The 15,612-nt window shown below is 36.1% G+C and carries 18 protein-coding genes; 15 read left to right on the top strand and 3 right to left on the bottom strand.

Annotated features, from left to right (window positions below; translation table 11 throughout):
* Positions 1 to 474 (bottom strand): amino acid permease (locus tag BAQ48_RS10650; RefSeq protein ID WP_116758503.1); only part of this gene is annotated, 474 nt, incomplete at its 3' end.
* A gap of 221 nt (positions 475 to 695) precedes the next feature.
* On the opposite strand from BAQ48_RS10650, the gene BAQ48_RS10645 reads away from it, so the two are divergent.
* The 8 genes from BAQ48_RS10645 to BAQ48_RS10610 all read left to right on the top strand — a co-directional run bounded on the left by BAQ48_RS10645 (position 696) and on the right by BAQ48_RS10610 (position 8,168).
* The gene (locus BAQ48_RS10645) at positions 696 to 1,823 is read left to right on the top strand and encodes a cation:proton antiporter (RefSeq protein ID WP_000899805.1); all 1,128 of its coding nucleotides are present in this window, start codon (positions 696 to 698) and stop codon (positions 1,821 to 1,823) included.
* 150 nt (positions 1,824 to 1,973) lie between these two features.
* A complete protein-coding gene (locus BAQ48_RS10640) occupies positions 1,974 to 2,837 on the top strand; it encodes a MurR/RpiR family transcriptional regulator (protein ID WP_071711060.1) in 864 nt (287 codons plus the stop codon).
* A gap of 252 nt (positions 2,838 to 3,089) precedes the next feature.
* On the top strand, positions 3,090 to 3,974 hold the full coding sequence (gene murQ / locus BAQ48_RS10635; protein WP_071711059.1) for an N-acetylmuramic acid 6-phosphate etherase: 885 nt from the start codon (positions 3,090 to 3,092) through the stop codon (positions 3,972 to 3,974).
* A gap of 24 nt (positions 3,975 to 3,998) precedes the next feature.
* Entirely contained in the window at positions 3,999 to 5,363 is a 1,365-nt protein-coding gene (locus tag BAQ48_RS10630) for a PTS transporter subunit EIIC (RefSeq protein WP_071711058.1), read from the top strand.
* A gap of 48 nt (positions 5,364 to 5,411) precedes the next feature.
* Positions 5,412 to 6,485, top strand: a complete 1,074-nt coding sequence (locus BAQ48_RS10625) for a DUF871 domain-containing protein (protein WP_071711057.1) — start codon at positions 5,412 to 5,414, stop codon at positions 6,483 to 6,485.
* Positions 6,486 to 6,636: 151 nt separating this feature from the next.
* Entirely contained in the window at positions 6,637 to 7,041 is a 405-nt protein-coding gene (locus BAQ48_RS10620) for a DoxX family protein (RefSeq protein WP_071711056.1), read from the top strand.
* A gap of 155 nt (positions 7,042 to 7,196) precedes the next feature.
* Positions 7,197 to 7,598 carry a nuclear transport factor 2 family protein gene (locus BAQ48_RS10615; protein WP_071711055.1) on the top strand — a complete coding sequence of 134 codons (402 nt, stop codon included), beginning with the start codon at positions 7,197 to 7,199 and terminating at the stop codon, positions 7,596 to 7,598.
* An 87-nt stretch (positions 7,599 to 7,685) separates the two neighbouring features.
* Positions 7,686 to 8,168, top strand: coding sequence for a PRK06770 family protein (locus BAQ48_RS10610; RefSeq protein WP_071711054.1), 483 nt, complete (start codon positions 7,686 to 7,688; stop codon positions 8,166 to 8,168).
* Positions 8,169 to 8,201: 33 nt separating this feature from the next.
* Here the strand turns inward: BAQ48_RS10610 and BAQ48_RS10605 are convergent, their stop codons facing one another.
* A complete protein-coding gene (locus BAQ48_RS10605) occupies positions 8,202 to 9,113 on the bottom strand; it encodes a DMT family transporter (protein ID WP_071711053.1) in 912 nt (303 codons plus the stop codon).
* 205 nt (positions 9,114 to 9,318) lie between these two features.
* Here BAQ48_RS10605 and BAQ48_RS10600 point away from each other — a divergent pair, with 205 nt between their 5' ends.
* Both BAQ48_RS10600 and BAQ48_RS10595 read left to right on the top strand, forming a co-directional pair.
* Positions 9,319 to 9,813: an Lrp/AsnC family transcriptional regulator gene (locus BAQ48_RS10600; protein WP_071711052.1), complete on the top strand. Its 495-nt coding sequence runs from the start codon at positions 9,319 to 9,321 to the stop codon at positions 9,811 to 9,813.
* Between the two features lie 128 nt (positions 9,814 to 9,941).
* On the top strand, positions 9,942 to 10,397 hold the full coding sequence (locus tag BAQ48_RS10595; protein WP_071711051.1) for an N-acetyltransferase: 456 nt from the start codon (positions 9,942 to 9,944) through the stop codon (positions 10,395 to 10,397).
* A 73-nt stretch (positions 10,398 to 10,470) separates the two neighbouring features.
* On the opposite strand, the gene BAQ48_RS10590 is transcribed toward BAQ48_RS10595, so the two are convergent.
* A complete protein-coding gene (locus tag BAQ48_RS10590; RefSeq protein WP_071711050.1) occupies positions 10,471 to 11,241 on the bottom strand; it encodes an SDR family NAD(P)-dependent oxidoreductase in 771 nt (256 codons plus the stop codon).
* 136 nt (positions 11,242 to 11,377) lie between these two features.
* Here BAQ48_RS10590 and BAQ48_RS10585 point away from each other — a divergent pair, with 136 nt between their 5' ends.
* From BAQ48_RS10585 to BAQ48_RS10565, 5 genes are all read left to right on the top strand, one after another.
* Positions 11,378 to 11,737, top strand: a complete 360-nt coding sequence (locus BAQ48_RS10585; protein WP_071711049.1) for a MerR family transcriptional regulator — start codon at positions 11,378 to 11,380, stop codon at positions 11,735 to 11,737.
* A gap of 1,071 nt (positions 11,738 to 12,808) precedes the next feature.
* Complete coding sequence (locus tag BAQ48_RS10580; RefSeq protein ID WP_071711048.1) at positions 12,809 to 13,153, top strand: DMT family transporter; 345 nt, start codon at positions 12,809 to 12,811, stop codon at positions 13,151 to 13,153.
* Positions 13,154 to 13,155: 2 nt separating this feature from the next.
* Complete coding sequence (locus BAQ48_RS10575) at positions 13,156 to 13,470, top strand: DMT family transporter (RefSeq protein ID WP_000539670.1); 315 nt, start codon at positions 13,156 to 13,158, stop codon at positions 13,468 to 13,470.
* 129 nt (positions 13,471 to 13,599) lie between these two features.
* Entirely contained in the window at positions 13,600 to 14,178 is a 579-nt protein-coding gene (locus BAQ48_RS10570) for a TetR/AcrR family transcriptional regulator (RefSeq protein WP_002017530.1), read from the top strand.
* A gap of 212 nt (positions 14,179 to 14,390) precedes the next feature.
* Positions 14,391 to 15,593 carry an MFS transporter gene (locus BAQ48_RS10565; protein WP_071711047.1) on the top strand — a complete coding sequence of 401 codons (1,203 nt, stop codon included), beginning with the start codon at positions 14,391 to 14,393 and terminating at the stop codon, positions 15,591 to 15,593.
* Positions 15,594 to 15,612: the final 19 nt, after the last annotated feature.

Genomic DNA, 15,612 nt, shown 5'->3' with positions numbered 1-15,612 from the left:
GGCGGGAAGGTGTACGTTAAAGCCTTGTAGTAAAGATTGTAAGTAACCAGACCAACCGACAGCTACGGCTGCGACTGCCAGTAAATATTCGAGCATTAAACACCAACCAACGATGAAGGCAACGACTTCTCCGACTGTCATGTATGCGTAAGTATACACACTTCCTGAGACAGGTATAGAAGAAGCAAATTCAGCATAACAAAAGGCTACGCAAGCACAAGTAAATGCAGCAATGAGGAATGAAAGCATAATACCAGGACCAGAATGTTTTGCTGCGACAATACCTGTTAATACAAAAATTCCTGTTCCAATTACGGCGCCAATTCCTAAAAAGGTTAAATCTAGTGCCGTTAATGTCCGATCTAGTTGCCGTGGTGATTCAGTACTAAGCGCTTTTTTTCGTAATAATGACTTCACTTTGGACTCTCCCCCCGTTTTTTCATTTCCATAACCGCGAATATGGTATGAGCCCACTAAAAAAGAGTATGTAAGGAAATGGAGGTACAGTTATGGTATGTAGTTTTTGAAATTGCTGGATTAATCTTATTATAATTCAGAATATTTTGTCAAATAAAAATATGACAAATAAAAAGCGGATGAATAGGAGAAACTACTTGCAGGAATAAGACGGGGGTTACCAATCTACTTCGGATGGAGAAAACCCACTGATTAAAGTTAAAGTAGGAGCAGATGCTATGTTATTTTATTTTGAACTTGTCGTCATTTTACTTTGTACGAAATTGGCTGGTGACATTAGCGTAAGACTCGGTCAGCCTTCTGTACTTGGTAAGTTAATTGTCGGTATTATTATTGGACCAGCTGTACTCGGTATTATAAATAGTTCTGAACTGATTGATGAACTGAGTGAGATTGGTGTTTTACTCCTTATGTTTATGGCTGGACTTGAAACAGATTTAGAAGAGTTAAATCGGAATTTGAAATCATCATTTGCAGTAGCGGCTGGTGGAATTATTTTTCCTTTCATCGGTGGATATGTAACGGGGTTGCTATTTGGATTAATACAATCTCATGCAATTTTTTTAGGGCTATTACTTTGCGCAACATCGGTTAGTATTACAGTGCAAACGTTACGTGATTTAGGAAAAATGAATACGAGAGAAAGTACAACGATTTTAGGTGCTGCCGTATTTGATGATGTCATTGTCGTTATTTTATTAGCGTTTGTTATGAGTTTTTTAGGCACGCAAGATGTGAATATAACACTTGTTATCGCAAAGAAACTTATTTTCTTTGTAAGTATTGTTTTTATCGCATGGAAAGTTGTTCCGTGGATTATGAAAATGCTTGTCCCACTTCGTGTATCAGAAGCATTAATTAGTGCGGCACTTATTATTTGTTTCTCTTTTTCGTATTACAGTGAAATGATGGGGATTGCAGGTATTATTGGAGCATTTGCAGCAGGGATTGCGATTTCTCAAACGGAGTATAAGCATGAAGTAGAACATAAGATTGAACCGATTGCTTATGCGATATTTGTGCCGGTGTTCTTCGTAAGTATCGGAATGGAAATTACATTTCAAGGCATTGGAAGTCAACTTTGGTTCATTATTATTATGACGCTTATTGCGATTTTCACAAAGTTAATCGGATCAGGTTTAGGCGCAAGATTAACAGGGTTCAATCTTCAATCTTCTATTAGTATTGGTGCGGGAATGGTATCACGCGGAGAAGTAGCGCTTATCATCGCAGCAAATGGACTTACGGCGAATTTATTGGCGAAAGAAAATTTCACAGCGATTGTCATTGTTGTTATATTAACGACGATTATTACGCCGCCACTTTTGAAGAAATATTTTGTATAGAGAAGAAGGGCTTATCTGAAGTAGGTAAGCTCTTTTTTTATTGTAAAAAGCAATGGTCATATGGCATGAAAGGTTTGTAAGTATGATAAAATCTATGTATGTGATGACAAGGAGAAGAAAGTGTGAAAATTACGAAGTGGAGGTTAAATAGTGAAAGCTTCAACATTACTATTTAAAATTGAAAGTAATATGGATCAATTTTCACCAGCTGAAAAGAAGGTTGCCATGTACATAATGGAGAATGCAGAGATTGTTCCGAACTTAACGACGAAAGAAGTGTCAACGAATGCAGGCGCAAGTGAGGCGAGTGTTGTTCGCTTTTGTAAGTCGATTGGAATAGGAAGCTTTAAGGCATTTAAAATCGCGCTCGTTCGTGAATTAACGATTGCTGATTATAATATTAACGATTTTTCAGTGATGAATACGGAAGATGGACCGTACGACTTGTTTAATAAGGTTACATATGTGAATAAAGCGGCAATTGAGGCGAGCGTTACTGCTATTGATAAGAAGGAACTGGAGAAAGCAGCGGACCTTATTGTAAATGCGGATAAAATTATATTTTACGGAGTAGGTGGATCAGCTACTCCGGCGATGGACGGGGCTTATAAATTTACGAGGCTCGGATTTACAGCGATGATGCTATCTGATTTTCACATGATGTTGCCACTTGTGACGAATTTAAAAGAAGGCGATATATTTGTGGCGATTTCAACATCGGGTCGTACGAAAGATGTACTTGAGATGGCGCAATATGCGAAGAGACAAGGTGCAACAGTTATTGCAATTACAAAGCTCGATCAATCATCACCGTTATATAAAGAGGCAGACATTCGTCTTTGTATGCCAGATGTAGAGCAAGATCACCGTATTGCGAGTATTGCTTCAAGAATGACACAACTGAATATGATTGATGCTTTATATGTAATTACTTTCAACCGAATTGGTAATAATGTATTGGATCAATTTATGGAGACAAGAGAAGAAGCAGTACGGTTACGGAAGTTAAAATGAAAAGATGGGGAAACCCATCTTTTTTTGCATACTGACATAAAGTGAAACTTTAATAAGTGGGGGTTTTGTTCATCCCCCAACGATCTTCTTTGCTTTCGCTGAATTTGAGGTGGGGGTCTTACTGCCTGTTAAAGTGGGATAAATTCGTCATGAAAAGAAATTAAATTTCATAAAATAATAAAGTAATATTGATTTTAAATTTCTTGAAGTTATAATGAAAGTATGAAATTAAATTTCAAAGTGGGTGGTAATATGTTAGAAAATTTATCGACAGAACACCGTAATGAAAAGACGATGAATTTAGATGAGATGAGTATAAAAGAAGTTCTGCAAAGTATGAATGAAGAAGATCGAACTGTTTCGTTAGCAGTTGAAAAAGAGATAGAACAGATTGAAAAAGTTGTGCAGACTGTTATTAAATCTTTCGAAGAAGAGGGCCGATTAATTTACATTGGGGCTGGTACAAGTGGCCGTTTAGGTATTTTAGATGCAGTGGAATGCCCACCGACATTTGGCACAGATGATAAAATGGTGCAAGGATTTATAGCTGGTGGATTGAAAGCGTTTACTAAAGCGGTAGAAGGTGCCGAGGACCGCGAAGAGTTAGCAGAAGAAGATTTAAAAAGTATTGGATTAAACGAGAAAGATACTGTGATTGGAATTGCAGCAAGTGGCCGAACTCCTTATGTAATTGGCGGATTGAAATACGCGCATAGCGTGGGAGCGAGCACGGCGAGTATTTCTTGTAATAAAAATGCTGAAATAAGTAAATATGCAAAACTAAATGTGGAAGTAGAAACAGGCGCAGAAATTTTAACAGGCTCAACGCGTTTGAAGGCTGGTACAGCGCAAAAATTAGTACTCAATATGATTTCAACAGCATCTATGATTGGTGTTGGGAAAGTATATAAAAATTTAATGGTAGATGTTCAATCTACAAACGAAAAGTTAGTAGAACGATCAAAACGAATTATTGTAGAAGCAACAGGTGCTAGTTATGAAGTAGCGGCAGATTACTATGAAAAAGCAGAACGTAACGTGAAAGCTGCGATTGTTATGGTGCTACTGCAGTGTGAGTATGGGGAAGCACTGGAGAAACTAAAAGAAGCAAAAGGGTTTGTGAAGAAGGCGTTATAAAATAATAGGGAGGGGGATTCTATTATGAAGAAAGAAGAGAGAATGGCCAAAGAAATTTCAGAGCAACTTGGGGGAGTAAAAAATATTCGTGGCATTGCTCATTGTATGACGAGGCTACGATTAACGCTTCATGATGAAAGTAAAGTGAATATGGACCTTTTGAAAAAGGTTGAAGGCGTTATGGGGGTTATTGAAGATGAGACGCTTCAAGTTGTCGTTGGTCCAGGGACAGTAAATAAAGTAGCAGCTGAGATGGAAGGTTTAACGGGACTGCGAATTGGTGAGGTGGCAGATCATCACCTTGAAGACCTTGGGCAAGAGATGAAGTCAGAGATTAAAAAGAAAAATAATACACCAGTGAAAAACTTTTTACGAAAAATAGGAAGCATTTTCATTCCGTTAATTCCGGGTCTTGTTGCGTCAGGTATTATAAACGGGGTTGCTAACTTTGCGAAAAACGCAGGTGCTGATCCGAATGCAACGTGGCTACAAATGTTACTACTTATTGGTGGCGGTATCTTCACATTCTTAGGCATTTTAGTCGGTTGGAATACAGCGAAAGAGTTTGGCGGGACTCCAGTTCTTGGGGCAATTGCTGGTATTTTAATTTTTAACCCGGCGATGGCGAACGTAAAGTTATTTGGTGAAGCGCTCGTACCCGGACGGGGCGGATTGTTTGCAGTTATTTTTGCAGCGTGGCTTATGGTTGTCGTGGAAAGACAAGTTCGAAAAGCTGTACCGAATGCAGTTGATATTATTGTGACACCACTCATTACTGTATTAGTAGTAAGTATCGTAACGATGTTAGCAATTCAGCCAGTTGCAGGTTTCTTATCGGAAGGAATTACTAGCGGAATTAATGGTATTTTAAATATTGGAGGAGCGTTTGCTGGAGCAGTGCTTGCCGGAACCTTTTTACCTCTCGTTATGGTCGGACTACATCACGGTTTAACACCAATTCATATGGAATTTATTAATCAAACGCATGTGACACCTTTATTACCAGTACTTGCAATGGCTGGTGCTGGGCAAGTAGGCGCAGCCATTGCGATTTTTGTAAAAACAAAAAACAAACGACTGCGTAACGTAATTAAAGGTGCATTACCAGTTGGATTTTTAGGAATTGGCGAACCGTTATTATACGGGGTTACATTACCACTTGGGAAACCGTTTCTTACAGCTTGTTTAGGTGCGGCTGTCGGTGGTGCATTCCAAGCAGTTATGCAAACAGCCGCGCTCGGAATTGGCGTATCAGGATTATCATTAATTCCGTTAATTGCTGATAATAAATATTTATTATATTTCCTTGGATTAGTCGTTGCATATACTTTCGGATTCATCTTTACGTACTTCTTCGGATTTAAAGAAGAAATGGCAGAAAACATATAGAGAAAGGGATTCCTTTCTCTTTTTCTATTCATAGAAAGGGAGATTCATATGCTAGGAGTATCAATTTATCTTTCAAAAGAGCGAGTAAAGAAACAAGAAGAATGGCTAAAAGTAGCGAAGGAAAACGGGTTTTTATCTATTTTTACATCACTTCATATACCAGAAGATGATCCAAATACGTATAAAGAGTTAATTCAAATACTTGGGAAGCAGGCTCTTGAAAATGAAATGGAATTAATGGTCGATGTTTCTCCAAAATCGTTACACCATTTAGGAATGACGTATGAAAATGTGGAAGAGTTAGTAGAGTGGGGCATTACTGGCTTACGAATGGACTATGGCATCACGCCGAAAGAAATCGCACGCGTATCCCATACAATGAAAGTAGCCTTAAATGCGAGTACGATTACAGATTCATTTTGGAAAGAGTTACTTGCGGAAGATATACGAGTAGAGAATGTAGAAGCGTGGCATAATTTTTACCCGCGCCCAGAGACAGGACTAGCAAAGTCCTTCTTGCAAAAGCAAAATCAATATTTACATGAGTGCGGAATAAAAACGATGGCATTTGTTACAGGGGATGGGGAGAAACGGGGCCCGTTATATGAAGGCTTACCAACGTTAGAAAAGCACCGCAATATGCGCCCGCTTGAAGCGTATTTAGAACTTTTACAGGATTGTGGTGTCGATAAGGTGTTAATCGGGGATATAAGCGGAAGTCTAGAAAGTGTACAAGAGATAGCGAGTGCGAGTAGAGGGGTTATTCCGCTACGCTACAAATCACTTATAACTGATAAAGAAGTATTAAAACTGGTAGAGCAAGTGCATACGAATCGATTAGATCCAGCGCGTGATGTCATTCGCTCTGTAGAATCAAGAGAAGGAAATAAAGTTGTGCTACAGCCGATGCATACAATTGCAAGAAAGAAAGGCAGCATTACAATTGATAATGAATTGTACGGTAGATACGCTGGGGAGATGCAAATTGTTGTACATGATTTAGCTGTAGATGAGAAGGTGAATGTTGTTGGAATGGTTATAGAAGAAGATGTGTCTTTATTGCCGTATGTTAGTGCTGGAAAAATGTTTCAACTTTTTCTGTGCGATAGAGTAAAAGCTTGAATTAGCGCTATTTTGTAAGAAAACATTATTCGTAAAACGGATAATGTTTTTTGTTTTCTTTAAAAAGTATTTGACGAATGAAATGAAATACCGTATTGTTTTGACTTGTGAATAAAAGTTTGTCATAACAAAACAAAAAGGAGAGTTCAAAATGAATCAATACATTGGTAATCTAATTATTCGTTTCGTGTTAGGAGTGACGTTCTTTGCGCACGGTTTAGCGAAGTTTCAATCAGGTATCGATAACGTAGCAGGATGGTTCACAAGCATCGGCTTACCAGGTGGTCTTGCATACGGCGTAGCGACAGTTGAATTAGTTGGTGGTATATTATTAATTATCGGTTTAGGTGTACGATATGTAGGATTATTATTTGCACTTATTTTAGCTGGAGCTATCGTAAAGGTAAATGGAGCAGCAGGTTTATTAGGAGATGGAAAGAATCCAGGATATGAATTAGATCTTGCATTACTGGCAATGGGTGCGTATTTATTCGTTGTAAAAGCAGAAGGATATGTAGATCGTTTCTTAAAAGAGAAAGTAATGAAAACGAAGTAAACTTATTTATAAATTATTGACTTGAATCATTATTGTAACTATAATGATTACAACTTGTAGATTAAGAATAAAACAATTTAAATATTTTTTTACACATGATGTAACGTTATTGGTTACATCATGTGTAAAAAATAAATAAAATGGGAGGAAGTAACATGCCTAAATCAAATTTAGAAATTATTCGAAGTACATATGAAGGATCAGCTTCTTCGAATGCAAAACATTTAGCAGAAGCCCTCTCTGAAAAAGTAGAATGGACAGAGGCAGAAGGATTCCCATACGGTGGAACTTATATAGGTATAGAAGCAATAATGAAAAATGTATTTAGCAGATTAGGATCAGAATGGGATGATTATAAAGCGAGAGTAAATATGTACCATGAAGTAAACGGAAAAGATGTAATTATTGCTGAAGGTGTTTATTCAGGAATTTATAAAGAAACGGGAAAATCATTTGAAGCAGATTTCGTTCACGTATGGAATCTTGAAAATAGAAAAATAGTAAAATTTAAGCAATATGTGGATAGTTATATTGTACGAGAAGCAATGAAGGTTTAAAATGAAATAAGGAAACAAATGGAATCGTTCGTGTGCAGGCGATTCCATTTGTTTATGTGATTATTAGGGGAATGGGGAATACATAATATGAAAAAATGGATTATAGGGACAATTACAATGATTGTAATTGCGATAGGAGCTATATTCGGTGTTACTAAAGCTATTAATTATATAGAAGAAGAGGAGAAGAGTCTTAAAACACAAAAAGCAATGGGGCAACAGGAGAAGAAAGGTGAGGAAGAGAAGCCACAAGTTAGTGAAGATGAAATTATTTCTACCATGCATAGGATGGTACATCAAAAAGTGAAATCCTCTGAAAAATGGGGGTTTATTGAAATGACAAATAAGGAAATTCGTAGTGCGAAGGCCGCGGTAGAAAGCAGTACAAATTTTAAACATAAGTCAAAGCTACTTACCACTTTAGAGCGCTGGGAGGCAGGGGATTTTTCACAAACGGTTGAGGAGCATAACTTTTTGTGGGAAATTCAAGGTGGTGATACTGGAAAGGCAACAGAACGTTTATCGCCAGAAGAAGAAAAGCAGTATGTGAAAGAAATGAAACGTAAATAAAAACATCGCCACTAGGGTGGCGATGTTTTTTGATTAAGAATGTTTTCGCAGTAAAGCTCTAGTCGGCTGAACAGCAACAGTTTTGAAATGAGAAAATAAATAACATCCTGTCACGACGATCATTGTCCCTAAAATTTGTATCCATGTTAGTTCTTCACCGATGAAAAAGAATGCTAAGATTGCTGTAAAAATCGGATTGAAGTTTAGAAAAATCCCTGACGTTGTCGCTCCTAATTTTTGTACGCCAATATTCCAAAACACCATACAAAGAACTGTGGAAATGAGTCCTGTATATAAAAGTGATGTTATGAAAGAAGTATTTATATTTGTAACAGTGAAGCTCCCTATGTTAAATGGCAGTAATAAAATAACGCCGAAAATACCAGAATATAATGTCGCCATAAGTGGCGTCGTTGTTTTTGTTGCCCATTTACTGCAAACAGAATAGATTCCCCAAATACAAACTGCCGCAATCATCCATAAATCTCCGCTATTAAAATGTAGTGAAAATAAAAGTGAGAAATCACCTTTTAGAAGTACGAGAATAACGCCAAAGAATGAAAGAATCATAGATAAAATTTGAAGTGTATTTACTTTTTCTTTTAAAAATAATACTGAAAATAGTGCAATTGAAATTGCGTTCAATGTAGAAATAAGCCCTACATTCGTTGCGGATGTTTTTTCTAAAGCTAAAAATTGAAAGATGTTAAAAAGAGCAACCCCTGAAATTCCCATCAATATTAACGGAAGTATGGCAGCACGAGGCGGGATGATTTTCTTTTCTTTAAACCAAACCATTGGTAATAAACAAACGATTGCAATTATCCATCTTAAACTAGTAAGTGTCATCGGAGACGCATGATCAACGAGTGATTTCCCAACGACAAAATTTCCTCCCCATAATAAGCTCGTTAGTAATAGTAAAAAGACATAAAAATAAGGCATGTTAAAATCCCCTTTGTTGTAATCAATATGAATTGTAAATAATTTTAGCATTTTTCTTTATTGTGTAATATATTCTTTTGTATAATGATAAAAACTCGATAAAATGTTTAGTTGAAAATGATTTTAATGAAAAAATGTTCAGTTTCATAGAGAGTGTAAGGTGTTTTTCCGAATAATCATCGGTAAGGAAAAAGGGGGAATTGTAATGGAGTCGTCTGTTATTAAAGTGCTAGACAATTTAGATGTACAAATTTTAGATATATTGCAGAAGGAGTCACAAGTAAGTAATGTCGAGCTAGCACGCCGCGTTAATTTATCACCAGCTGCGATGCATGCAAGGATAAAAAGGTTAGATGGAGAAGGTTTTATTGATAAGCAAGTAGCCATTTTAAATCAAGAAAAGCTTGGTTTTGATTTGTTATGCTTCATTTTTATGAGTACGAATATTCATCAATCGGATAAACTGGAAGTGCTGGAGAAAGAATTAGAATCGATGCCGGAAGTGTTAGAATGTCACTGTTTAACAGGAGAGTACGATTATTTATTAAAGGTTGCAAATCGTGATCGTAAAGAGCTGGAGCAGTTTATTAGAAAGCTGAATAAGCTTGGTATTACACGTATACAGACGAGTTTAGCACTGCGTGAAATTAAATATTCAACGGTATTACCGATACGAAGTGAGGAACCAAGCAGTGATTAGACTGCTTGGTTTTTTGTTTGTATAAAGTGATTGACGAGGAGAAAAGAGAGATGTATTATTATATAAAATTATGAATTAAAATTCATTTAAAGTTATAAATATTAATATTGGGGGCAAGGGGATAGAATATGAAAATCTTTAATGCGGTTACGAGTGATGTGAAAGAAATTTATAATCTCATTGAAACTTACGCAAAAGAGGGAGTTGTTTTACCGCGTTCTCTGTTGTCTCTCTATCAATATTTGCAATGTTTATATGTTATGAAAGAAGACGGAGAAATTGTTGGAGTTGCTGGATTGCATGTATTAGGAGAAGATCTTGCAGAAGTACGATCTTTAGTCGTTTCGCATACATATGCAGGAAAAGGAATCGGGCGTATGTTAGTGAACCATGTAATAAATGAGGCAGCGAAAATAAAAGTGAGTAGAGTCATTTCTTTAACGTATGAAACGGAATTTTTTCAAAAATGCGGGTTTGATTTTGTGAATAGAGATGCATTGCCAGAGAAAGTATGGATTGATTGCAGACATTGTCCAAAGGTTGATTATTGTGATGAAGTGGCGATGGTTCGGTATGTTGGATGAAAAATTTATATAGATGCCCACTATTATTTACATAATAGTGGGCATCTATATTTCAATAAGAAATGAGATGGTATTAAGAATTTGAATTCGTTTGTCTCACGGCAAAATTATAAAGTGGATCTTTAAGTTCAAAGTTATACGTAAAACCGTCGACAATTCCTACAACTTTATCGTTATCATAAAGGTCGAGCATAAATTGTGCCATTTGTTTTGCAGTGTGGAATTTCGGTACAACATTATCGTATTGGAACTCATCAATATCAAATGAGCGTTTCGCAAATTCTGTTTCAGTTGCAGCAGGAGCTAAAACTTTTGCTTGCAGTTTCGCGCCTTGTTGTTTCAGTTCGTGGGACAGTCCTTCTGTAAATGCACTTACATAAAATTTCGTAGCACAGTACGTAACAGCGTCAGCAACAATTGTGTAGCCACCGCCCGATGAAACGTTAATAAGCTGGGTTCCATCAACCGTTGAATAATCTCGAACGAAAAGAGAAGAGAGTATAGTTAGTGCTTCTATATTTACATGTAACATCGTCTCTATTTTATTTAAATTTTGTTCAGCAATTGAGGCGAAATTACCAAAGCCTGCGTTGTTAATCCACGTTTCAATTTGAAAACTTTTGAGACTTTCATACAGCTTATAAACTTCTTCAGTGACGGATAAATCAGTTCTTCGAATGACAACATCCAACTCTGGATGCATTTCGTTAATTTTCAATTTTAATTCTTCTAATTCTTCTTGTCTTCGAGCTACAAGTATTAAGTTTTTTCCGCGAGATGCAAAGGCTAAAGCTGATTCATAGCCGATTCCTGAACTAGCACCAGTAATCACAGTATATTTCATATAAAATCCCCCTAAATTCAAATTAATTATTATGGTTAGATTTTATTTGTTAGAGTATACTCTAAGTCAAATGTTTTTTATAAATTTGATAAGGCCGTAAAATATATGAGGGTAAGCATATGGAGGGAGTTAGAGTATGTACACAATTAGTGAGGTAGCTAAATTATTAGGAGTGAGCACGCATACACTACGTTATTATGAAAAGGAAAATATATTAATTACAAATCGCGATACAAATGGGAATCGAATTTATGAAGAATCACATATAAAGTGGTTGCAGTTTGTAATGAAATTAAAACAAACACAAATGCCGATAGCGAAAATAAGAGAATACGCTAGATTATATACAGAAGGGGAGCATACAGCCGAAGCACGTTTACAGCTCCTAGAGGATCATAGGAAATCTATTCAGATTCAAAGAGAAACCTTAGAAGTTACAGAGAAGATGCTCGAGCATAAAATTAGCACATATAAAGGATTATTGGAAAATAAATAGATTAAAAAATCCTTCGTTCCTTGTTATGTGATGAAAAAAGGATTTCATCATAGTGTGTGGAGAAATTAAAAAGAGCAGCTAGCAAAAGCTAACTGCTCGATAAATTGGATTTGAAAATTTAGTATGTATATTTTTATAGTTGAATAAGTGATTGTTATTTTTATTAAACTGGGTCCAAAAGGAATATTATAGTAGATAAACCGCGATTTCTGGCATATAAGTTTATAAACAAAGAAGAGCCTGATATGGCTCTCAGGCTCTTCCCTCAATAGCAAAGAGTAAGTCTTTTAATTACTCTTCTCCTACATAATACATAATACGTATTTGAATGTGTAGAGCAATAAATTCCAATATAATTATCCGAATATAGTGTTTAAAATGAATTCTAGATATTTTAAATAAGGAATTAAATTACAAATGTTGATTTACCGCATAATAGACACTCGTTTATATAAAGAGATGATTAATAAAGTGATATTGCAATAATAAAATATGCAATATTGCATATTGAATTATAAAACAAATAAGTGAAGGTGGTAATTGAATACAAGTGCTATTTTGGATCAAGTGAACATGCGATTGAATGGGATTATGAAAGATGAAAATTAAAAAGAGCAGCTAGCAAAAGCTAACTGCTCTATTCAAGGGATCTCTCCAAGGGGGAATGGAGAAAATAATCTGTTACTCTTATTATTAACAGATTATTGAGAAATATACAGGCGGAAATGAAATTTTTCCTAAACATATTTCGTAGTATGTATTTGTCCATATTCATTATGAAAATCTACTGTTGACACGTTGTGAAGTATTCATATACAATACCTATGAATGACATTCAGTCATTTTTCGGAAGACTGCTGATAAGATATTTTTGGATGCATGCAAGAAGATGAGAATTCATTGATCGAGGATGTTAAAAGTAAATCAAATAATTTTTGAATGTAGTCAGCGTTGGAACAGAATAAATATAACGATAAAAGAGGTTGATAGCTGTTTTTATATAGTAGTGATGAAAGAGTATATTTTTTTAAAATAAAAATGACTGATAGTCAGTCATAAGAGGTGAGAGGTATGAAAAATAAAGCTTGGTTATATGTCATATTAACATGTATCTTTGAAATTTTTTGGGTGTTTGGCTTTAATACGGCCGATATTTGGTGGCATTGGGTTATTATTTTAGGAGTTATCGCTGTTGATTTTCACTTCCTTTCTAAAGCGTGTGAACATCTTGCGACAGGGACTGTATATGCTGTGTTCGCCGGAGCTGGTACGGTAGGTACTTTCTTAATGGATGTATTCCTGTTTGGCGGAAGTTTCAGTTTAGGAAAATTATTCTTTATCGTGATGGTTGTAGCTGGCGTTATCGGTTTAAAGCTAGCTGATAATAAAGAAGAAACGATGGAAGGAGCTGCTTAAAGATGGGTTGGTTTTTCGTATTTTGTGCTGCAATTAGTGAAATAGTCGGTGTGATCGGTCTTAAAATGTATAGTAAAGACAAGACGTTAGCAAATGGAGCGATTTATATAGGTGGTTTTGCAACTTCCTTCGCATTCTTATACACATCTTTCTTGTTTTTACAAGTAAGTGTCGCGTATGCGGTTTGGATTGGTATTGGAACAGCCGGTGCCGTTTTGTTAAATATGTTCTTGTTTGGTGAATCGAAAAGTAAGGCACGTATTATTAGTGTGGCTCTTATTGTATGTGGTGTGACAGGATTAAAGGCTCTGTCGTAAAGATATACTGTATCTCCTAACAAGTCGTTAGGAGATTTTTGTTATAAAAAGTGCACCATAATTGACAGTACAGCTAGTTATTTTATAAAATGAGTGACAGTCATTCAATATGTGTGTGAAAGGGTTTAGATGATGAATAAAAAAGAAAAAATTGTCTATGCAGCTATTGAAGTGTTTCAGGAAAAGGGCGTTGAAAAAACGAAGATTTCTGATATCGTGAAATTGGCTGGCATTGCACAAGGAACTTTCTATTTATATTTTCCTTCTAAGTTATCTGTTATGCCTGCAATAGCAGAAGTGATGGTTGAAAAGATGATACTTGCAGTAAAGGAAAAAGTGCAGAACGATGCACCTTTTTCAAGTAAAGTGACGCAAGTAATAGATGCGGTATTTAACTTCATAGCTGAATATCGTGAAATACAAGCCTTAATGTATGCGGGTCTTGCATCTACTGAACATATAAAAGAATGGGAAGCTGTGTATGAGCCTCTTTATATGTGGTTAAGTGAATTTTTAAGTGAGGCGAAAGAAGCTGGTGAAATTCGTGATTCGGTTCATGCAGAGCGAACAGCGAAGTTATTTATCGCCCTTGTTGAATCAGCAGCGGAACAAGTGTATTTATATGATCATAAAGATGATGAGCAAGTCGAGCTACAAAAGGCAGAAGTACTAGATTTTTTAACACATGCACTACATATAAAGAAATAGTGGGATGAACCTGTCTGAAAAGGTAGGTTCATTTTTGAGGAAAACTGAATGATAGTCATTCACCTAATGCGTATGTATGTGTGGAAAGATAGAGTGAAATTCTAACGAGTAAGGGCATCTTCACTCATGATTAGCCCACAAATAGAAGGATAAAGAAAAAGCTTCTTGGGCATTATTTTTTGATAGGAATTTACGGGAAGAGGTGTTAAAAAGTGAAGAAACCGATAAAAGAACAAAAGATGGTATTGATCATTCTTTTGAGTAATATATTTATCGCTTTTTTAGGGATTGGATTAATCATTCCGGTTATGCCGTCCTTTATGAATGATATGGGTTTAACAGGGAAGACGATGGGATATCTCGTTGCAGTGTTTGCAATGGCTCAGCTTATTGCTTCACCTATTACAGGCCGATGGGTTGACCTTTACGGTAGGAAGAAAATGATAATCATTGGATTATTTATTTTTGGTGTTTCAGAGCTTCTGTTTGGATTAGGAAAAGATGTATGGATGCTCTATGCAGCGAGGGTGTTAGGCGGAATTAGTGCTGCGTTTATTATGCCTGGTGTTACGGCATATGTTGCGGATATTACATCTATGCAGGAACGTCCAAAGGCGATGGGATATTTATCTGCGGCTATTAGTACTGGATTTATTATAGGACCTGGAATCGGTGGGTTTATTGCAGAATACGGTATACGTGTGCCGTTCTTCGTAGCAGCAGCAATTGCTTTTATAGCATGTGTAATTTCTATCTTTATTTTAAAAGAACCGTTAACAAAAGCAGAGCTTGCAGAGATTTCTGCTAATACGAAAGAATCAAGTTTTATTGGTGACTTAAAGAAATCATTACATCCAATGTATGCAATTGCATTTATTATCGTATTTGTACTCGCATTCGGATTATCAGCGTATGAAACTGTGTTTAGCCTGTTTTCTGATCATAAGTTTGGTTTTACACCGAAAGATATTGCGGCAATTATTACAATTAGTTCCATCTTTGGGGTAGTTGTGCAAGTATTTATGTTTGGAAAATTAGTAGACATATTTGGCGAAAAAGTATTAATTCAAATATGTTTAATTGTAGGAGCAGTGTTAGCGTTCGTATCAACTGTAGTCTTTAATTATTGGATTGTACTTCTCGTTACTTGCTTCATTTTCTTAGCATTCGATTTACTTCGTCCCGCTTTAACGACGTTTTTATCAAAAGCAGCTGGAAAAGAGCAAGGATTCGTTGCTGGTATGAACTCGACGTATACGAGTTTAGGAAATATCGCAGGACCAGCGATGGGCGGAATATTATTTGATATGAATATTCATTATCCATATGCATTTTCAGGAGTTGTTTTAATAGTTGGTCTCGGCATTACATTTATGTGGAGAGAGAAGCAGCTAGCTGAAAGTTTTGCGAAGTAATAAAACCCCTTACGACGGT

The organism is Bacillus luti (assembly GCF_001884105.1).
GTDB classification, from domain to species: domain Bacteria; phylum Bacillota; class Bacilli; order Bacillales; family Bacillaceae_G; genus Bacillus_A; species Bacillus_A luti.
This window is presented reverse-complemented; position numbering and strand designations above follow the sequence as displayed.